Source organism: Paenibacillus sp. TC-CSREp1 (assembly GCF_050171015.1).
Lineage (GTDB): Bacteria > Bacillota > Bacilli > Paenibacillales > Paenibacillaceae > Paenibacillus > Paenibacillus silvae.
In genome coordinates this window covers 37,592-58,051 of record NZ_JBNOKM010000017.1, presented here as the reverse complement: position 1 = coordinate 58,051, position 20,460 = coordinate 37,592, and the positions used below count along the sequence as shown (strand labels likewise).

Below are 20,460 nucleotides of genomic sequence, written 5' to 3'. Positions count from 1 at the left end.
AAATATGATGACTATAATATATTACGTTCATCATATTTTAAACCCGGAGGTGCTCCACAATGAAACAGTTAGAACTCGTAGATACTTTAGTCATTGGCTCAGGACCAGGAGGTTATGTTGCCGCATTGCGCTCGTCACAGCTTGGTATGAAGACCGCCATTGTAGAGCGTGAGCAGGTTGGTGGTGTGTGTACACATGTGGGATGTATTCCTTCCAAAGCGCTGATTGCAGAAGCAGAGCGTTTTCATATACGCAAGCAGTTGGGGGCAGTTCACGAAGCTGATGCTTATCCGCAAGCTCAAGCTTTCAAGCAGGCCGTGGTTAACAAGCAGTCTGGAGGAGTTCAGTTTTTGCTAAAAACGGCGGGCGTTACCCTTCTGGAAGGCGAAGCTCGCTTAATCGATGCTCATACGGCCCGGATACATCATGCTGAAAACGGTGTGCAGCAGATCGGCTTTAAACATCTCATTTTGGCAACGGGGTCTCGCCCGATTGAGATCGCTTCTCTTCCCTTTGGCGGTCGTATTCTGTCCTCCACTGAAGCACTGTCCCTGCCTCATATTCCGAAGAGTCTGGTTGTCGTTGGTGGTGGTTATATCGGAGTAGAGCTGGGTCAGATGTTTGCCAGATTCGGAGCTAACGTAACCATTCTGGAGGGCGGTGAGCAAGTGCTGCCCGGATTCGAAAGTGAAATTGTGTCCCCTGTCATTCGCCAGCTGCAGAAGGATGGCATCACGATGATTACAGGAGCTAAGGTTTCAGGTGCCGAGCAGCATAACAGCAATATTGATCTGAATTACACGCGTCAGAATGAACAGTATGTTATACAGGCTGAATATGCACTGGTAACCGTAGGTCGAAAACCCAATACGGACGGAGCTCTCGGGCTCGAACATATCGGTTTGACCTCTGATTCAAGAGGCTTGATCGAGGTCGATGAGCAGTGTAGAACGGCTATTCCGCATATTTATGCGATTGGCGATATCGTTCAAGGCCCTGCTCTCGCTCATAAAGCTTCGTATGAAGCGAAGATTGCAGCAGAAGCGATCGCAGGCCAACCGTCCGCGATTGACTACAAGGCACTTCCGCTGGTTGTATTCTCACATCCAGAAGTAACAAGTGTAGGGTTAAGCGAGACGTCGTGCAAGCAACAATCCATCCCGGTTATCGTTGGGAAATCCGTTTTCTCTATTAATGGTCGTGCTCTGGCTCTCAAGGAAACCGAAGGTTTTGTCAAAATCGTTGCTCATGCCACAACCGGTCTTGTATTAGGTGCACAGATTGTTGGTGCTGAGGCTTCTACCCTCATATCCGAGCTGTCGCTTGCCATTGAGATGGGAGCAACGGTGGAGGATTTGGCAATGACCATTCATCCCCACCCGACGTTGGGGGAGATCATCATGGAGGCAGCAGAACATGCCTGCCGGAAAATCGAAAAGAATTAAAAATAGGGAGAGATCGTTGTGAAGTTTAAATGGGTAACTTATATGGTCATAGCTGTAATTATTATTTTGGCAGGCGGTTTGTTAGTTGCTGCAGGTACAGATGCTGTAAGTAAGGCTGAGAATACAAAGCAAGCTATCTTGAATACAGAGCCCGAAACAGAAGCGTTTTATGTAGACCTGTACATCCCGGAATCACAAATTAAGCAGTTTCGTACTCAGCAAAAGATAGATGTTCATTTTCCTTATTTGGAAGAACCTCTTGTAAAGCAAGGTGTGATTACTTCGGTATCTCCCTCTCCCCAGTTCGCCAACCTGCGCATGACGCGGGATAAGGGGCAGTCAGATTTGAGTATGTTCCTGATTCGAGTATCCATTCCATCCAGTAAAGAGCTGCTTCCCGGGATGACAGCGGAGGTGCGGGTTGATGAAATCACTGGCTGATGAGTGGAAACACATACGCGGGAGTAAATGGATTATTGTTATTTTCGTTGCTCCTCTGATTGCTGCTGTATTTTTCGGGCTTATGTTCTCCCGAAATCAGTTAAGCGAAACACCTGTTGTCGTGGTGGATGAAGACCATTCCTCCTATTCGAGACAACTTATCGAGAAAATCAATGCATCTCAATATATCGATGTCACCAATGTGTTTGCCAATCGACTCTCTCCCGATATGCTGCTGGCTAATGAGCAGGCTGTGGCTGTTATATACATCCCGGAAGGCTTGCAGCAGCGTAAAGACAAGGGGTTGTCTTCAAGTATCGGAATCTGGATGGACAATACGATGCCTTCCAGCCTGAGCGGGATTCGGCCTGCCATTCAGGAGATTATAACGACCGAAAATATGACGCTTTCTCTAACCCATCTTGCTGAAAGCGGTATGGACATGGAATCAGCCAGAAATCTGTTGTCCCCACTATCTATGGCACAACGCATGTTATATAATCCAACCTCCAGTTATGTTGGTACAATGGTGATTGGCTTTGTAAACATTATTATACTGATGCTTACGACAGGTGCGGCCGGTGCGATTGCTCCCCGCCTTCGGCAGGAAGGAAAACTGATGTCGGCTGGAGATTCTCCCTTCCATCTCTGGATTAGAGCTGTACCTTATGCATTATTGTGTACCTGCTCTTCCCTGCTCAGTTACGGGATGTTAAAGCAGGTAGGACATATGCGATTTGAAGCAGCACCTTATATCTTTGTTGTGCCTCTACTGCTGTATTCGATGGCATTATGTTTGCTGGCAGTGCTGCTCGGATACTCTGTTCGAAATGTATCCAAGGTTGGTGCACGAATGAGTATTATTCTGTACCCTTCATTTCTAGTAACCGGTATTCAATTAACACCGCTTGCGTTCCCGACATTCTTTCAGGTAACTGCATGGGCTCTGCCGATGAACTGGCTCAATCGTATGATCCGGGGGATGGCCTTCCGGCACGGTGAATTGGGTTTTTACAGCCTGGAGCTGGGAGCTTGTATTCTCATCATAGGTTTGGCCTCGCTAGGGATTGGAATATTCCTGCGGCGAGAGCTGCGGAAACAGTCCTCCCAAGCCTACGCTGAAGCTGCTGTATAACATGAAAATCGCCGCCAGCCTGTTATTGTTATCACGACAGGCTGCGGCGATTGTTGTATATAAGGTGAAGTACGCTGGAGTCTACACGTTACACAGTGGCGTACCTTCAGTTTTGTAGTGCTTACAGCTCATGGTTTATGAGGTGTTTCTACCGTTTTGCTCCCCATCGACATGGAAAGCTGTACACTGATCATCAGCACTACAATGACCAGCATAGCAATGATCGAGGCGTTGAAATGTCCGCTCAGATCAAAAATTCCTCCGATAACCAGCGGGCCGAAAGCTCCCATAGTATAACCACCCATCTGTGACATGGCCGACCAGGTTCCCGCTTCCTCTGCCGTACGCGTTTCTACAATAGGCAGCATTAAGGCCAAAGGGAATAATCCACCGGCACCTATGCCCAGAAAAATTACGGCAGGAAGCATGGGAACTGGTGATAAGAGTAATGCTAGACCAATGAGTTCCGAAATGCTGCACAAAACCAGCCACAGCTTGAGCTTGCCTGAGCGATTCACCAGATTTGGAATGAGCAGCGCAGCGGGCACTTGAATCAATGTAAACAAGGTAAGCAGGATCGTTGCATCTTGTGTGCTGTATCCAAAGCTGAGAGCAATCGGTGATATCCAGGCTGTCAGGCTGTAGAACATGCTGGCCATAAAGCCGAAGAACAAGGTGAACCGAATCGCTTTTTTGTTGCCCAGCGGAAGCCGAAGACGCTGCATTCTGCTGCTGGAAGATTGTTTTTTGCGAATAAGTGGCAGCCAGAAAATCAAAGCTAGTATTCCCAGCACAGTCCAGCAGGACAAAGCGAGTGTTAAGTTATTTTGGGCCTGATGATAGATCGGAATAGTCAACCCTGATGCCAGCGCCGCTCCAATCGTCATGGAGACGGAGTAGATACTGACAACGCCGGGGCTGCCGGGGAAATACTTTTTGATATAGCTGGATAACAGAGGGCCAGCGAAGCTGATCCCGATTCCTCCCGACAAAGCGGTAACCAGAAGCATCGTGACGGACTGATCTGCACCGCGCAGTGCAGTCGCTAATGTAATCAGCAGCAGTGATATAAAAAGCGTTCGCTCCAGACCCAGCCGCTGACTAAGCGCAGTGGCAGCAGGGGCAAACAGTCCCATACACAGCACAGGCAGCGTTGTTAGCAGACTTGCGGTTAATGCACTTATACCAAGCTCGGACTGAATCATGCCCATCATTGAAGCTACAGAAGTAATGATAGGACGCAGGTTCAATGCCGCGATCGATAGCGCCAATAATAAGAATGTTTTTTTCATCGTGTTCTTCCTCCTGAGTCTTGTTGAAGTCACTTTGAGTATAAGCTCGCCTGTTCCATTGATCAATCCAATAATTCGTATTATTATAATAGTAAAATACTATTATTTATTGGGGTGAAGTGTATCGATACTCGAAATATTACGTATTTTATGGCCGTATTTGAGCATCTTCATTTCACAAAGGCCGCAGAAGAATTGGGCATTTCCCAGCCTACGCTGAGTCAGCAGATTCGTCTGCTGGAAGCGGAATTGGGCACACCTCTCTTTGACCGGATTGGCAAAAAAGTCATTGCAACCGAGGCAGGCAAGCTTCTCAATCAATACGGGATGAAAATGCTTCAGGCGGAGATGGATGCGAAGAATGCGATTAAAGAGCTGTTATCCGAGAAACGTGGAACCGTACGTCTGGCTGTATTACCCTCTGACCTTGATTTTCAGCTCGTTCCGCTTTTTGTCGAGTTCAAAACCCGCTATCCTGATACTAAACTGCAGGCCTTCTCCACCATTTACGTTCGGGATGAAGTGCTGGCACATCAAGTCGATCTCGGGGTTGGTCTGCGTGCTCCTGTGGATAAAAGGCTGGTACAGATTCCGCTAGGCAGTGAGCCGTATGAAGTGTTTGTTCATACCTCAAGCGAGCTGGCGAAGAGACATGAGATTGCTCTTGAAGAACTGACGGAACACGCTCTTGTAATGTATCCTAAGGGGTATTTGGGCAGAGATTTGGTGGATGATGTTTGCCGGGAACAAGGCCTGGAATTAAGTACGGTTATGGAGGTTGGGTCTGCGTCTTCCCTGCTGCAGCTGGTTGCGGCAGGCATCGGTGCCACAATTCAGCCAAGAGGGCTACTGAAACAGCATTCCGGCTGGTCTGATATCGTTTCCATCCCGATTGCTGGACCTGTGCCTGTCAGGCATATGGAGCTGACTTATTATGCGGACCGTTTTATTAGCAAGGCTCAGCAGCAGTTAATGGAATGGCTGATTGACTTTTTTAAATCCAGAGTAGACTGAGCTTCAGTAGAACTGCTTGAATATTACGGATAACAGCGAAGACTATTAAAAGTTAAAGGATGATTTGTTGATGGAGAAAACAAACGAAGCGTATGCGGTGTCGGAGAGACTTGTTATTCGATCATTTAACATGCAGGATATACAGGCTTTTTATCAATACAGGGCTAATCCAGAGGTTGCTCGTTTTCAATCCTGGGAAAATTATACCCTTCAGGATGCTGAGACCTTTGTCAGTAAACAAATGGCACAATCTCCCGATCAAGCCGGGACGTGGTTTCAATACGCCATTGCCTTGTCCGCTAATAATCAATTGATAGGGGATTGTGCAATCCATACCCTTGGAGCTGAACCTCGTAATGTCGAGCTTGGCTTCACGCTGGCCCCCGAGTACCAAGGTATGGGATATATGCATGAAGCACTTTGCGCCCTGCTTGACTATGTATTTGGCTCACTGAACAAACATAAAGTGATTGCTTTTGCTGATGTGCGTAACGCCAAATCCATTCGAGTGCTTGAACGATTAGGAATGAGGCGGGAGGGACATTTGCTCGAAAATTACATGTCCAAGGGTCAGTGGATAGATGAGTATCAATATGCAGTTTTAAGATCAGAATGGATGGACAAGCCGTAACGTCTATAATTTCAGTGGGGTGATTACTTTATTCGGTACCCACCCCTTCTCCCCATCAGCAGTGAATACGAGACTCCACTCATTCAACTCTGATTCCTTCTCCACAATCATGCCCGGGGCAACATTCAATTCATGTGCAGAATAGTTTTGTTGAACACTTGCCATCAGTTTATCATCAGGTGCACTCAGGATTTGCTTTGGCACCCAGCCTTTCTTCCTGGAGTGCAATGCTTCACAGAAAATCCAGTTCGGGAATTCGGTATCTTCTTTTCCGTACAGAACCACATCTCCCTTGGACAACACAATCGGATCTGGATAATTCGAATGATGCGTGTGAACGACTATATACTTCTTCATATGTATTCCCTCCATCTTTCAAGGTTGTATTCTACATCATGGAATGACGCCCATAGGCGCAAAGAAAGACACGTACTCCTTCAGTAAGGATACGTTTGGTCTGGTCTTTCTCCAAAGCCCCATTTTTTTTAGGTTGATTAAATACCATTAAAAACGTTAATGCGGCAAAGTGTTTTGCTGCCATCTCAGGATCAGATACATGGAGCAATCCGGTTTGTCCAAACTCGGTAAACCTTCTGATAAGCCCCTCTTCCGTTGCATAATCCAGCTTTTCCAGAAATGAGGTTGGCAGATTATCAGCTTCTACCGTAACCAGACGGATCAAAGCACTGTAGTCAGACGAACCATTGGCCGAAGCCACGAATTGTTCGCAGAATGTGACAAGCGCCTGCTCCAAATCCTCGAATTCGAAAAGATGGTCTGCAATCCCTTGTTTGATCAGTTCGAGAACCGCCCCGCTCGTTTCTTCCACAACGGCAAGCAGCAAGTTCTGTTTGTCACCATAATAATCATAGACGGTCCGTTTGGAAACTCCTGCTTTTGCTGCCACTGCATCGACGCTGGAACGATCAAATCCATCTAAAAGAAACAGGTCTCTAGCTGCCCCAATAATTTTAGCTCGTTTGTCTAAAGAGCCTTTGCGAACTTTTTTGTTTTCCGTATTCTCCATTCGTAAGTTCCCCCTTATAGATATACTATCAAAAATAAGTTCCGCTTTACAAACTACACTGCACGGTGTAGTTTAGTATGTGTAACATAATAAAATATGAATCAAGGAGGATTTTACCCATGAAAGTCATGCAATCTTTTGTTGATGTCCTTATTGTCGGTGCAGGACCAACAGGACTTACCCTTGCTTGCGACCTTGCCCGTCGAAACGTTGATCATCGTATTATTGAACGAGGCGCCTCGTATAACACAGCCTCTCGCGCCAAAGGAATCCAACCTCGCTCACTTGAAGTCATTGATGATTTGGAGGCTGTTCAGTACATTATCAACACAGGTGTCGTGGATTTGCCTGTTCGTTATTACACTGAAGATGGCGGGTTTGCAGACAAGCCGCCAATTACAGTTGCAGCCAGCGCTGAACTTGAGACACCCTATCGTGATCCACTTTGGATTGCTCAATTTGATGTGGAAAAAGCATTGCGTAACCGATATTCGGTGCTTGGCGGCCAAATTGAGTTGGGAAAGGAAGCTGTCAAGCTCGTTCAGAATTTGCATAGTGTAGTGGTGACTGTGGACACGCCACAAGGAGAAGAACTCATTCACGCTCGCTATGTAGTTGGTGCTGACGGGGGAAAAAGTAATGTACGGAAGTTTATTCATTTGCCGCTGGTTGGTAAAACACACGATCATGAGCGATGGTATCTTGGTGACGTGCGATTGGAAGGGCTGGACCGTAATCATATTCATATCTGGACATCTCCGGAGGGTATGGTTGGGGTGACACCGTTACCTAAATCCGACATTTGGCAATTGCAGGCCACAATTCCTGCTGAAATCAAGGACCCGGAGGAGCCAACGTTAGAAGTGTACCAAGCTATGTTTGACCGACGATCGAGCGGCAAGGGGGTTCGGCTTATGGATGCCTCCTGGTTGTCCATCTACCGCATTAATGTCCGCATGGTTGAAAGTTACCGTAACGGCCGGGTATTCCTTGCGGGTGATGCTGCTCATGTTCATTCGCCAGCCGGCGGTCAGGGCATGAATACGGGGATTCAGGACGCATATAACCTGGGATGGAAGCTGGACGCCGTCCTGCGAGGAGCCGACGCAGCTTTGCTTGACACGTACGATGAGGAGCGCCGACCTGTGGCTCAAGCGGTGCTTGAGGATAGTACCAAAAAGATGGGAGGAGTCATCAGAACGGCTAGTGAGCGTGGAGCATTATCCCAATCATTAAGTACGGTTTCCGACGATCTGACGAGCGGGTTACTTATTTCCTATCGCTCGAGTTCTCTTGCCTATCCATCGCATCAAACGAATATTTCTCGCTTGATGCCCGGCGATCGTGCTCCTAATGCGGAGGGATTGCAGGGTGTGGGGTTTACGGGAAGTCTTTTTGACTTGTTTCGCGGTCCCCACTGGACTCTTCTGGCTTTTGTAAACTCTGCAGATATCCTTCCTCTCGAGAACTTCACATACGACGCAATTCATCTACATGTCATTCTGCCATCTCATGCCGAGGGTGTGGAAAATATAATCGACAAAGCAGGAAATGCCTATCGAATTTACGATGTGGTCAGCGATGAACTTATATTAATTCGTCCCGATGGTTACATCGCACTCCGCACCTCCATCCAGGACAGTCCAGAGATCTTTGAATATTTCAAATCCAGACTGACACTCGAACTCATTGAACATGACTCTTATTCATAAAACAACCATTATTCGAGTCTTGCTTGAGATGAGTAGATTATAGAATAAAAGCTCCTGATATCTAAAAAAGGCTCCCAGATAACGGCCAGATAACGGGAGCCTTCTTCTTAGTCTTTATAATGTGGTATACCGAAAATAATCAAAATCAGCATGCTTGCGTGTTCCGCCAAGATCCTGCACACAGAGCCCAATGTAGGTTCCGGTGAAGCGAATGTACTCCGGAGATTCATCACATAAATGCGTAATATCCGTCCACTTACCAGCCTGAATCCAGGAGGAATGCTCGTCTAAGCTGTAGTAAAAACAGGCACGATCATGATCAATCACCGTTTTCAGACGAATTCGATTCCCCTGCGTCAGAGGAATATCTTCCACCATAAGCTCATCATACACTCCATATCTGGATTGAATGATCCCAAGGCACAGCCCCTTCTCTTCATGATGTGTCACTCGCAGATAGAGATAATCCTTAGTATCGTAATAAAGAATCAATCCGGCCATCTGCTGTGGATGATCCGGTGCGAATTCAAGACAGGTCTCCGCTTCACCTTCAAAGGTTTGCAGTCTGCGGGCAACCATACTTTGTCGATGCGTAGAGCTCATCGACTCCATACCATACAGACGCAAGTAACCGGGGCGCTCCGTCAAACTAAGCCACGACGGGTCAGGCGGAATGCGAAGTGTATTCCAGTCGTTTCGAAGCACAGTCTGATCAAAATGATCCTTATCGGGCATCGCTTCAAAAGGATGCGGTGTTACGTTAGGTGCAGCGACCTGAAGCTCTGGATAACGATCTCCAGTAGCAAGTCTCAACCATCCTTCTTCGCTCCAGATACAGCGCTGCAGAGCCGTCTCTCGACCAAGAATGCAGTGCTTATCCTGGACGGGTCTTCCAACGAGATGTGCCATGTACCATTCACCAGTGTGTGTTTCCACGAGACTGCCATGACCTGCTTTTTGCAGGGGTAAATCCGTTCTGCCATTGGATGTGAGTATCGGGTTTGCCGGGTCAACCTCATAAGGGCCTTGTAACGTCCGTGAACGTGCAACGGTAACGGCGTGCTCATAGCCTGTTCCACCTTCTGCGGTAACCAAGTAATAATAGCCGTTGTGCTTATACAGATGCGGTGCTTCTGTAAGTCCCAGCTCGGTCCCTTTGAAAATATTAACTGCGGGTCCGATCAGCCTCTGTTCCTGAACGGAATACTCCTGCAGCACGATGCCTGCGAAGTGATTTTTGCCTTTACGGTGATCCCAGATCATATTAACCAGCCATTTGCGCCCGTCTTCATCATGGAATAAGGATGGATCAAAACCGCTGCTGTTCAGATAGATCGGGTCAGACCATGGTCCTTCAATATCCGATGCGGTGACAAGGTAATTATGTGTATCTTTAAAAGCACCCACCCGGCTCTTCACATCGGTATATATTAGATAAAACATCCCGTTATCATAACTGAGGCAGGGCGCCCATACGCCGCCTGAATTAATGTTACCCTCCATGTTGAGCTGCGCCTTGCGAGTTAGCGGATACGGCATTGCGCGCCAATGAACGAGATCCTTGGAATGGTGAATGCGTACACCCGGGAACCACTCGAACGTAGATGTAGCGATATAATAATCTTCTCCCGCCCTGCAGATAGAGGGATCGGGATGAAACCCGGGAAGAATCGGATTGATGATCAAAGGGTTGATCGTATTCATTGAATAAACCTCCGGTACATAAGTAATATCTGTTCCAAAAATATATACAGGCCAGAGCACCGATGCCAGAGTGACTTTGTTTATCCAGGTCCTGTTGGTTTAGTGCCAACCCAGTGCTTTTTTCCCCGCTTCGAGTGCGGTGATAATTCGATCGACATCATACACATTGCCTCTCCAGGTTCCCCCGCTGACCGCTTGAAGTGCGGCCCACAGGCGTGTATCATCTGGCAGCGCTTCATCTGCACGCATATTTGGATGAAACGATCTCTGTGCCAGAATAAAGGCTCCTTCCTCGGGAGTTACCTCCATGCCCACTGTTCCGACAAAATTAACACTTCCATCCAGTGTGCTTCGATTCACTACAATGTCAATTAGATCACCATCCCGCAGCTTGCCAATTGGCCCGCCCGCCAGAGCTTCAGGACCAACATGACCAATACATGCACCTGTGGAGACACCCGAGAACCTTGCATCCGTAATCAGGGAGACGTATTTGCCAAAAGACAGATGTTTGAGTGCAGACGTTAGCTGATAGGTCTCCTCCATGCCCGTGCCTGAAGGCCCTCGTCCAAGCAGTACGATAATGTCTCCGGCCTGAATTCCGCCTGTTTTGATGGCACGAATGGCTGCACGTTCGGTGGTAAACACCTTGGCAGTGCCCCGGTGACGATATATCCCATGCTCATCCAGAACATCCGGGTCGATAGAGGTCGATTTAATAACCGAGCCTTCTGGAGCGATGTTGCCGGTTGGAAAGGTCACTGTTGAGGAAATCCCGAGATGCTTCGACTGTTCTGCACTCATAATGACGGTGTCCGGATCAATGCCATCTCTCTCCTGCAGCTGCTTGCGCATGACATGACGACGTTCTGACGATTCCCACCAATCCAGTACATGATCCAAAGGCATGCCAGTTACGGTCGGTACAGAGACATCCAACAGGCCCAGGCGTCTGAGATGAAGCATGACCTCGGGAACACCGCCGGCCTGAAATACCCGAATGGTCGGGTAAAAGACAGGACCGTTCGGCAGCGCGCTTACCAGTCTGGGCACCTGTTTATTGACCTGAATCCAGTCCTGTACACCCGGCAGGGTTAAACCTGCGGCATGAGCAATCGCTGGAATATGAAGCAGCAGATTCGTAGACCCGCCGAAGGCAGCATGTACAACCATGGCATTGCGAATGGAAGCATCTGTAATAATGTCAGACATCGTCATACCCTGCTTCTCCATATGCATGAGCGCGCGCGCGGATTGACGTGCCATCTCGGTCCAGATCGGCTGTCCTGAAGGGGCCAAGGCAGCGTGAGGTACCGTCATGCCCAAAGCCTCCGCGACAACCTGCGCGGTTGCAGCTGTTCCTAGAAACTGACATCCCCCGCCAGGTGTAGCGCAAGCCCGGCACCCCAGCTCTGATGCCATCTCCAGTGAAAGCTCTCCATTCGAATACCTTGCACCAATAGTCTGAATTTTGCCAGCGTCCTCTCCATCCGTAGGCGGAAGGGTAACACCGCCCGGAACGATCACGCCTGGCAGCTGCGGCATACCTGCAAGCGCAAGCATCATGGCGGGCAGTCCCTTGTCACAGGTGGCAACCCCAAGCACACCTTTTCGCGTGGGCAGAGATCGAATCAAGCGGCGGAAAACCATTGCCGCATCGTTCCGATACGGAAGCGAGTCGAACATGCCGGTTGTTCCTTGTGATCTGCCGTCGCAAGGGTCACTGACATAACCGGCAAAGGGGATGCCGCCATGGCTGGACAGTTCTTCGGCAGCCGCCTTCATCAGCAGCCCAACCTCCCAGTGGCCCGTATGATAACCAAGAGCTGCAGGGCTGCCATCTTCATTTCGAATACCGCCCTGTGTGCTTAAGATAAGGAACTGTTTGCCGTTTAATTCTCCTGGCTTCCAGCCCATGCCAACATTCTGGGACATGCCGAACAAGTCACCGCTTGGAGCATTACGCAGCAAATCATCGGTCAATGGCAGATGACCTGTGGGCCCTGGAGCATGAGCTGTAATCTCGTAGCGGTCTGACGCCATATTCTCTCGATCAGACGCCGTTCCTCTCAGTTCGGTCACTGTTCCATCCTGTTCAAATGCTTTTCCCTCCAGAACAGCTGCTTTTCCCTCCATAATTGATAGGATCTGTTCGTACATGATATCCTCCCCGCAGGTTATGATTTCACGAAGATTGTTTTGATCGCGGTGAAAAATTCTATAGCCGCTTGTCCCTGCTCTCTGGAATGCGAGCTGGACATTTTCATCCCGCCAAACGGTGCCTGCAGCTCTACCCCTGCGGTTTCTGCATTAATTCTGACAAGTCCGGCATCCATATCCCGAATAAACGAGAGCATCGAACCAACGTTCTGCGTATAGATTGAAGCACTTAAACCATAATCGCTGTCATTGGCGAGTGTTATCGCTTCCTCGATAGAGTCAACGGGCATCAAGGCCAGCACCGGGCCAAAAATTTCTTCCCTGGCAATAGACATATGGGATTCGACACCTTCAAATACGGTTGGTTCTACATAAAAGCCCTCTGCAAGCTCGGGATTATTTGGTCTTTTTCCCCCAGCAAGCAGAACTGCGCCTTCATCCTGTCCTTTCTGAATGTAGCTCAGCACGGTGTTCAGCTGCCCTTCACTTGCACACGGCCCCATCCAGCTGCCAGCAGACATGCCGTCTCCCAAACGAATCTCCTGAACCTGTGACAGCAGCTTTTCCTTGAAGGCATCATATATTTTTCGTTCGATAATAACGCGGCTGGTCGCTGTACATTTTTGCCCTGTTGATTTCAGACCACCGCTGATCGTTCCTTCTACAGCCAGATCGAGATTAGCGTCTGCGGCAATGATTACCGGGTTTTTACCACCCATTTCAAGCTGGTATTTGGCACCCCGAGCGAGGGCAGCCGCACCAACCCGTTTGCCGACTTCATTGGAGCCTGTGAATGTAATTCCGTTTACATCCGGGTGCTCCGCCAGCGCGGAACCGATGACGGAGCCTTTACCACATATCAGGTTAAGAACTCCTGCTGGAAGACCCGCTTCCTCGAAGCATTCCATTACTATGGCTGCGGTAACCGCCGTTTCCTGAGCTGGCTTGAGTACAACGGTATTGCCGTAGATCAACGCAGGCGCTGTTTTCCAGATCGGGATCGCCACCGGAAAATTCCAAGGTGCAATCACACCTACCACACCAAGCGGTACACGGGTTGTGAACATCAGAGCTTCACTGTCCGTTGACGGAATAACATCACCTGTTTTGCGCATGCCTTCTCCTGCGTAATACCTGAGAATCGCGACGCCGCGCATCGTCTCTCCCTTGGCTTCAGGAAAGGTCTTCCCCATCTCCCTTGTCATCGCTTCGGCTACCTCGTCTGCCCGACGTTCGAGTACATTGGCAGCCTGAAACAGATAATTGCCGCGTTCCGCGCCAGTTAACCTGCGCCACGTTTTGGCTGCCGTTTTGGCCGCTGCCACAGCATGATTCAGGTCCTCCACACCAGAAGCTGGAACATAACCTACAATTTCGTTGCGATTCGCCGGATTAAGGCTTGGTTCGGTCTGGCCGGAACCTGCCTTCACCCATTCACCGTTAATAAAATTGTTATACGTCTGCTCTAACTGAAAACCCATTGCGCTCATCCTCCCTGTTCATTTGTTCGAATTCATCGATTATCGGTTTGAAATAACAGGATTCACCAGTGTGCCGATGCCGCTGATCGTAATTTCAATGCGGTCTCCTGGCTGAAGTGTAAAATCGTTAGGCGGTACGATATTTGTACCTGTCAGCAGCACGGTTCCGTCAAACAAATCATTATCTCTTGCCAAAAAGGAAACCAGCTCATCCAGCTTCCGGTTTAATTCGCTTGTACTTGCCTCACTATTCACCACAACCTTGCTATCGCGATAGATTTCGCAGACGATGTCAAGATCATAAGGATTAGCTACCGTTTCTGCCAAACGTATAGCTGGACCAATAGCGCAGGAGCTGCGCCATATTTTGGCCTGCGGCAGATAGAGCGGATTTTCACCCTCGATATCCCGGCAGCTCATGTCATTGCCAACGATGTATCCCACAATGCTGCCATCTGCGGTAATTACCAGTCCGAGCTCGGGCTCTGGAATCTGCCAGGTGGAATCGCTGCGGAGTGTTACAGCTTCATTAGGACCCACGGTCCGGGCAGCTGTTGATTTGAAAAAGATTTCCGGCCGTTCTGCATCGTAGACCTTATCGTAAAAGGTGTTCGCATCCAGCTTGCCGTCTGTCGCTTCATAATTACGCGCTTCCCGGCTTCGCTGATACGTCACACCCGCAGCCCACACCTCCGGAGCGTCAATTGGATTAATAAAATGCAGGGATGTCCAATCCTCTGTCAAACGGTTCACGGGTTTAAGAGCGCTTTCAACAAGCTGTACTGGAGATATCCCCTGTTCTCTGGACTGATGGATCAATGTGATGAAATCGGCTTGTGGCAAACGATAGGCTTGTTCGTCATCCGTAACGGCTGCAAGCCACTTCTGTTCTCCATCCAGAAATCGAATAATTCGCATGTAAGCGTGCCCCCTGTTTTCCCTTGGCGGGTTGATAATTATACCTTAGCATCATGAATGTCTCATGACGATGCTCTAATCCATCCGAAGAGTTACCCTTTTCACGCATTATTTTTCTGGTAAGATAAGGTTATATTTATTCGACAAAGGAGCTGAGCTGGTATGACCAAGCATGCGGAAGCGATGTATCTGGGCCGTCTTCCTGATGTTCGCATGTCGTTTCAACTCATGGGTCTGCATGCCCGAAAGGCAGATTCGAACTGGACCTATCCATCTCACGAGCACACGATGTACGAAATACACTGGATGATGGAGGGGCAGATGGATATGGTGGTTAATGGGCAGCTTTACAAACAGTCCAAGGGTGACCTGTTGTTCATCCGCCCTGGAATGACCCATTCCTGTACAGGCGCAGGGCCAGAGGGCTTCAGTTATTTTTCAGTGCATTTCAGTGTGCATGATACATCCTTCTGCCGGGAGCTCAACCGTTGTAATGATATCTATTATCCGGCTGTTTCCAATCTGGCCACGGGATTATCGGCCTCCCTGTCTGCATTATATGAGCTGTCAACGGAGCATTTGTCCGATTCATTATCCTCCTCCAAACAGATGAAGGTGCATGCTGCCGTATTTGAGCTGCTTGGCTCGCTGGTTGGACAGTTATCTGATCACGCCTCCGTTACATTATCCAGAAAAGAAATCATTGCCCATCAGATCGCGGAGCACATCGAGGATTCAGTAAACTACATTCATCTTCATGGCGAGATTCAGGAGAATAACCGTACATGGATTCAGGATATCGCCAAATCGTTGAATATGAGCACATCCCAGGTGAATCGGATTTTTCGCGAAATCTACGGTCAGCCGCCACGCAAATTTTTATCCGAGACACTTCTGAACGAAGCACAGCGACTCCTTAAACAGACGGATCTGACGATCGACCATATTGCCATGATGCTGGGCTATAAGACCAATGCGCATTTCAGTCGTCAATTCAAGCGGTGGACGGGCATTGCACCAAGCGAGTTTCGCAACCATTCACAGCAAGCAGAGCATGAAAAAAGCAGCTAATGGCGATTGACTCTCCACTAGCTGCTTTACATCCACCACATGATGCAGACATACATCACATGCCGGAAAAGGCGTGTAACCGCTTCTACTGAGGCATTCTTTGAATTCCGCCTAACATCTTATTCCAAGGCAAATGAAGCAAGACTTGCTCCGCCATTTCCTATATAAGTAAAATACAATGCTTGTGTGCCGTCCGGGATGGTGATTGGCGCGGTGTAAGCCTTCCATTCATTGGTAAAGTGAACCGGGATGGTTCCCAGAACCGGGCCGTCCCATGAGGTTTTCAACTCGAAAGCTCCGCTGCAGTATCCTCTTACCCTCAGGGTAACCTGGCGAATGCCATGACAATGGAAGTATTTATAACCTGCTGTTGCTGAATCAACCATATTGGCAATATACCCGATCTCCTCATCACCGTCTCTGCCGTCCTGTGTAATTTTCGGAAAGCGACTGTCCAGCCAGGCCCCTGCACCGAAACCTCCGGTGTATGTTTGATCATCACGAGTAAACAGATTGCATGCAATGTGTGCAGGATATTGTCCTTTACCCTCAAGTGCGCCTCCATTAGCGCCACAAGAGGTCATCTCCACCTGAGGAATTGATCCGTCCTCTTGAAATGAAATTTTCTCTATGCAACCCTGCCTGTTAAATGCATCTCCATTAGTGTGCCGGTGATAGAAAATATACCAGTCTGTATTCATTTCGATAATGCTGCCGTGATTGTTGCCTCCGTAATACATCGGCATATCGGCCGGTTTGTAGGTATCGATGTGGAGATCACAGTTACTCACAATTACGCCCCCGTATTCAAAACCTGCCGTTGGGGATGTGCTGGTGGCGTAGCATAATTCATGCATCACAATCGAGGAATAAACGAGATAGTACAGGTCCCCCCTCTTGCGGATCGAAGGTGCCTCAAAAAATTCATGTCCTTCGAATCCACTGCCCTCGCTGTACGGCTGACTTGGTGCGATGAAAACGGGTTCCTCCACAATCGTTAACATGTCCGGTCCAAGTACGGTTGCCATGGCGCCGTGTCTGGAACGATCGCCAGGTGCACAGAAGCCGGTATACAGATAAGTCAGCTGTCCTTCCGTCAGCACACCGGGATCAAACTGTGGCTCATCCCCTTCTCGTTCTCCAAGCCGGGTGCCATCCTCATATTTTACATAACCATAGAATTCATATTTACCAGCCGGTGTATCACACACAGCAACGGACACAACCGGAACTTTATCCAGCACATAAAATAGATAATAACGTCCGTCCGGCCCTACCGTTACATCGGGCGCGTACAGACACATATGGCCATCCGGGTTCAGCGGATCATCTGTTTTCAAATAAATGACGCCCTCATTGCGCCAGTTACCAAGATCGTCTATTGGTGCAGACCAGCATACATAATCGTTCAGGCAAAACACATGCCCGTTAAAACGGTCATGCGACCCGTACACATATACTCTGTCGTTAAATACGTAAGGCTCACCGTCAGGAACGTACTCCCAAGCCGGGAGGTAGGGATTCAACGCTTGCTTTTTCACTCGAGATGCACTCCTTATTGAAAAGATATTGAAGTTGAAAAGATATTGAAGATATTGATTAAAGGTTTAGATGAAAATAAATGAATGTATTTGCCGAGCGTTTAAGACAAACTTCCGTTTAATATAGAGCAGAAGTAACCGTATAATAGAAAACAGGAATAACCGTATATTACAAAGCAGGAGTAACAGTGTCCAAGTTCATATCAATTCCACAACCTGTATGGTAAAGGTGAAGAACGATGAATACTATTTTTTACGTTGAACATGATGCGGTACATCACAGTGGATTTGTGTTTGATGTGCCCGAAGGGCATGATTGCTGGCTTTTGGTCATCACAAAGACGGCGGCACAGTTCTGGGTAGATGGTGAGCTGAAGGAATATCCACCCCATCATGCTGTTCTATATGCACCCCATCAGAAAATCTATTATCGTGCGTGTGCGGAGCAGTATGTAAACGATTGGATTCGTTTGCATAGTGCTGAGCCTTATATCACCGAAAGCCGCCTCCCGCGCGGGAAGCCATTCCCGTTAGATGATCCTGAATATTGTCACAAGCTGTTCCAGTTACTGGTGGCAGAGCATTCTTTCAAGAAGGATTACCAGGAAGCATCGATGGATTTTTTGCTTCGAACGCTGTTTAACAAGCTGCTGGAGTCCTGTGTTCTTGAGAATATTGGCCCGCAGCATTATCCTCTAATGAAACTGCGGACGGCGATTCACAACAATCCCGGTCACCCATGGACGGTTGCGGCCATGGCCAAAACGATGAGTATCAGTCCAGGGTATTTGCAGCTGATTTATAAGAAATCCTTTGGTGTATCGTGTATGGATGATGTCATCCACAGCCGCATTCGTTTAGCCAAAGAATACCTCAGGCATTACCTTTACTCGGTAGCTGAAATCGCTGATCGCTGCGGGTACCGCAATGTGGAGCATTTCTGCAGACAGTTTAAACAGATCACAGGGGTATCACCCAAGCGATTCAAGCAGCAGAGCGTCAATGTTTTGACGGACAGAGCCAATCTTGATCAATAGTTTGATGAACGAAATAGACAGTTGAAGGTTATTTCATTTTGTATTTACGCTCAGCCTATGTTCAGATCCCTTCTGACTTATGTGATGGCATCGGTTACTAATATATTCAGGGTAAGGTATCGGGCATACAGTTGCAATGATGTATACTGATGGATTATTGATCAATCCTCATATGCTTCTTATATGTATCAGCTTATGCTGAATTCTGTAAAATGAAAAAACCACCGAATTAACGGCGGCTTGGTGGTGGACTATGTATCTGGGTTAAAAGTTTTTATCATAGGTCTCACGTTGGATAGTCTGCTGCTTGCTAGGGTTTAACTTTGTATTGGTGAAAAGGATTAGATTTGTTCAGAAAATCTGGATTGTCTACATTGTCTAGATTTTCTACATGGTTTGGGTTATCTAATTTGTCTACGTTGTTCAGATGGTCCACGTTGTTTGGACTACCTGGATTGTTTAGGTGATTCAGTTGGTTTTGAGCTGTCGCTTGGTTAAGCTTTTTGCGTTTTTGGAACATCATATAGGTTGTAAAGATCAAGATAGCCGGAATTCCTATATAAATCAGAATGATTAGAAAAATAGATCCAAAAACAATAATAAAGGTTTCCATCGGTGTGAAGATGTCGATCCCTCCTTTCAGAAAAATGTTATTGACCGTGATCTGTATATTATAATGCAAATCTGTAAAAATGCACCACTAGAACTTGCTCCTTTAATCCTGCTCCTTTCAAGATTGACATACTCCGCCGATGCTTCAAAGAGCTCTATTTTCTCTAACGATCTCAGGTAACGCTATTTGGCCGATTTTATACGTATTTCATTTCTAACGAATCGAGGGGACCCTATTCTCGGCATTTGGTGGGAAAATGGGTGTTTATTTTGCAATTTCAGCGAAATAAGGTTTGTGGGGATCGTTACAATTTGAGAGGGCTCAATCTTGATTAAATAAGCTCATATGGATTCGTTAGAGCAGGTATGTAGCTAGATAGGTAGGTTCTTCTGAGAAATGCTGCTGATAAATCGGTGTTTGGCGGGTAGCTACGATAATTGAAAGAATAATCCATTGAAGCTTACGATAAATGAAGGGTTAAATCCGAACCAGAGTCCAAAAGAGAATTCAAAAGAGAACGTGCACCAATATTGTAACCATGACGGACTCTAACCTTAACATCATGCTATGAATGTGATCTGCGCTGGGGTTCTATCTTGATTAATGGTAAAATAAACAAAAATCAATTCTAGTTAAAGGGGTTTTAGCATGAATATGAACGACAACCACATGAACGAACGACCTGAGTCACAAGAATATGCGTCCTTTTATGAAGGATACATTCGTCAAGTTCCTGAAGGCAATGTGTTGGAACTGCTGGAGAAGCAAGCCAAACAAGTGATTGCAGCTCTTCACTCCTTGACTGAGGATCAAGCGAATTACCGCTATGCCGAAGGGAAATGGAGTGTTAAGGAGGTTTTTGGCCATCTTATTGACAATGAACGTATTATGAGCGGTCGTTTGCTGCGGGTTGCGAGAGGTGATATGACATCGCTTCCGGGATATGATCAGGACACACTGATGGGCAGTCATCCATTTGACTCGTATACTGTGGCCGATCTGGCAGAAGAATATGAAGCTGTTCGGCATTCTACCCTGCTCATGCTTCGCCGCCTTAGTCCTGAAGCATGGCTGCGCACAGGTGTCGTCAATGATTACTCGACTACTGCTCGTGCAATTGCTTGGGTGATCACCGGACATGAGCTGCATCATTTATCTGTTCTTCGTAATCGTTATGAAGTACGTGTATAACGCACCAATGGCAGTATAAGAAGTGTAGAACGACGACAACAGCCCAT

At 47.7% G+C, this 20,460-nt stretch carries 18 protein-coding genes; 9 read left to right on the top strand and 9 right to left on the bottom strand.

Going from position 1 to position 20,460, the window contains the following annotated elements; all coding sequences use genetic code 11:
* The first annotated feature begins 59 nt into the window (after positions 1-59).
* From lpdA to ACQSGY_RS23985, 3 genes are read left to right on the top strand one after another with little or no spacing between them, the layout of a single operon-like run.
* Entirely contained in the window at positions 60-1,445 is a 1,386-nt protein-coding gene (gene lpdA / locus ACQSGY_RS23995; protein ID WP_248062123.1) for a dihydrolipoyl dehydrogenase, read from the top strand.
* A gap of 18 nt (positions 1,446-1,463) precedes the next feature.
* Positions 1,464-1,886: a hypothetical protein gene (locus tag ACQSGY_RS23990; RefSeq protein WP_248062121.1), complete on the top strand. Its 423-nt coding sequence runs from the start codon at positions 1,464-1,466 to the stop codon at positions 1,884-1,886.
* Entirely contained in the window at positions 1,870-3,021 is a 1,152-nt protein-coding gene (locus ACQSGY_RS23985; RefSeq protein WP_248062119.1) for an ABC transporter permease, read from the top strand. Before ACQSGY_RS23990 ends, ACQSGY_RS23985 begins: the two co-directional genes overlap by 17 nt.
* 128 nt (positions 3,022-3,149) lie before the next feature.
* On the opposite strand, the gene ACQSGY_RS23980 is transcribed toward ACQSGY_RS23985, so the two are convergent.
* A complete protein-coding gene (locus ACQSGY_RS23980) occupies positions 3,150-4,313 on the bottom strand; it encodes a CynX/NimT family MFS transporter (RefSeq protein ID WP_145402218.1) in 1,164 nt (387 codons plus the stop codon).
* Positions 4,314-4,436: 123 nt separating this feature from the next.
* On the opposite strand from ACQSGY_RS23980, the gene ACQSGY_RS23975 reads away from it, so the two are divergent.
* Together ACQSGY_RS23975 and ACQSGY_RS23970 are read left to right on the top strand one after the other, a co-directional pair.
* Positions 4,437-5,327: a LysR family transcriptional regulator gene (locus tag ACQSGY_RS23975; protein WP_345799094.1), complete on the top strand. Its 891-nt coding sequence runs from the start codon at positions 4,437-4,439 to the stop codon at positions 5,325-5,327.
* A 70-nt stretch (positions 5,328-5,397) separates the two neighbouring features.
* On the top strand, positions 5,398-5,958 hold the full coding sequence (locus tag ACQSGY_RS23970; RefSeq protein WP_427181236.1) for a GNAT family N-acetyltransferase: 561 nt from the start codon (positions 5,398-5,400) through the stop codon (positions 5,956-5,958).
* Positions 5,959-5,961: 3 nt separating this feature from the next.
* Here ACQSGY_RS23970 and ACQSGY_RS23965 read toward each other — a convergent pair whose 3' ends face one another.
* Complete coding sequence (locus tag ACQSGY_RS23965; RefSeq protein WP_188592035.1) at positions 5,962-6,315, bottom strand: SH3 domain-containing protein; 354 nt, start codon at positions 6,313-6,315, stop codon at positions 5,962-5,964.
* Positions 6,316-6,346: 31 nt separating this feature from the next.
* Positions 6,347-6,985 carry a TetR/AcrR family transcriptional regulator gene (locus tag ACQSGY_RS23960; RefSeq protein WP_427181235.1) on the bottom strand — a complete coding sequence of 213 codons (639 nt, stop codon included), beginning with the start codon at positions 6,983-6,985 and terminating at the stop codon, positions 6,347-6,349.
* 119 nt (positions 6,986-7,104) lie between these two features.
* Between ACQSGY_RS23960 and ACQSGY_RS23955 the strand changes: the two genes are divergently transcribed.
* On the top strand, positions 7,105-8,697 hold the full coding sequence (locus ACQSGY_RS23955) for an FAD-dependent monooxygenase (RefSeq protein ID WP_427181234.1): 1,593 nt from the start codon (positions 7,105-7,107) through the stop codon (positions 8,695-8,697).
* A 114-nt stretch (positions 8,698-8,811) separates the two neighbouring features.
* Here ACQSGY_RS23955 and ACQSGY_RS23950 read toward each other — a convergent pair whose 3' ends face one another.
* From ACQSGY_RS23950 to ACQSGY_RS23935, 4 genes are all read right to left on the bottom strand, one after another.
* Complete coding sequence (locus tag ACQSGY_RS23950; protein ID WP_427181233.1) at positions 8,812-10,401, bottom strand: glycoside hydrolase family 43 protein; 1,590 nt, start codon at positions 10,399-10,401, stop codon at positions 8,812-8,814.
* A 99-nt stretch (positions 10,402-10,500) separates the two neighbouring features.
* Positions 10,501-12,444, bottom strand: coding sequence for a YjhG/YagF family D-xylonate dehydratase (locus ACQSGY_RS23945; RefSeq protein ID WP_427181296.1), 1,944 nt, complete (start codon positions 12,442-12,444; stop codon positions 10,501-10,503).
* A gap of 134 nt (positions 12,445-12,578) precedes the next feature.
* On the bottom strand, positions 12,579-14,042 hold the full coding sequence (gene gucD / locus ACQSGY_RS23940) for an alpha-ketoglutaric semialdehyde dehydrogenase GucD (protein WP_427181232.1): 1,464 nt from the start codon (positions 14,040-14,042) through the stop codon (positions 12,579-12,581).
* A 39-nt stretch (positions 14,043-14,081) separates the two neighbouring features.
* The gene (locus ACQSGY_RS23935; protein ID WP_110898749.1) at positions 14,082-14,960 is read right to left on the bottom strand and encodes a fumarylacetoacetate hydrolase family protein; all 879 of its coding nucleotides are present in this window, start codon (positions 14,958-14,960) and stop codon (positions 14,082-14,084) included.
* Between the two features lie 162 nt (positions 14,961-15,122).
* Here ACQSGY_RS23935 and ACQSGY_RS23930 point away from each other — a divergent pair, with 162 nt between their 5' ends.
* Positions 15,123-16,031 (top strand): helix-turn-helix domain-containing protein, encoded by a 909-nt coding sequence (locus tag ACQSGY_RS23930; protein ID WP_427181231.1) that lies wholly within the window; start codon positions 15,123-15,125, stop codon positions 16,029-16,031.
* A 119-nt stretch (positions 16,032-16,150) separates the two neighbouring features.
* Here ACQSGY_RS23930 and ACQSGY_RS23925 read toward each other — a convergent pair whose 3' ends face one another.
* On the bottom strand, positions 16,151-17,572 hold the full coding sequence (locus ACQSGY_RS23925; RefSeq protein ID WP_427181230.1) for a family 43 glycosylhydrolase: 1,422 nt from the start codon (positions 17,570-17,572) through the stop codon (positions 16,151-16,153).
* Positions 17,573-17,811: 239 nt separating this feature from the next.
* On the opposite strand from ACQSGY_RS23925, the gene ACQSGY_RS23920 reads away from it, so the two are divergent.
* Positions 17,812-18,609: a helix-turn-helix transcriptional regulator gene (locus tag ACQSGY_RS23920; protein WP_427181229.1), complete on the top strand. Its 798-nt coding sequence runs from the start codon at positions 17,812-17,814 to the stop codon at positions 18,607-18,609.
* Between the two features lie 310 nt (positions 18,610-18,919).
* On the opposite strand, the gene ACQSGY_RS23915 is transcribed toward ACQSGY_RS23920, so the two are convergent.
* Positions 18,920-19,222, bottom strand: coding sequence for a hypothetical protein (locus tag ACQSGY_RS23915; protein WP_427181228.1), 303 nt, complete (start codon positions 19,220-19,222; stop codon positions 18,920-18,922).
* A gap of 669 nt (positions 19,223-19,891) precedes the next feature.
* Here ACQSGY_RS23915 and ACQSGY_RS23910 point away from each other — a divergent pair.
* Positions 19,892-20,413, top strand: coding sequence for a DinB family protein (locus ACQSGY_RS23910; protein ID WP_427181295.1), 522 nt, complete (start codon positions 19,892-19,894; stop codon positions 20,411-20,413).
* Positions 20,414-20,460: the final 47 nt, after the last annotated feature.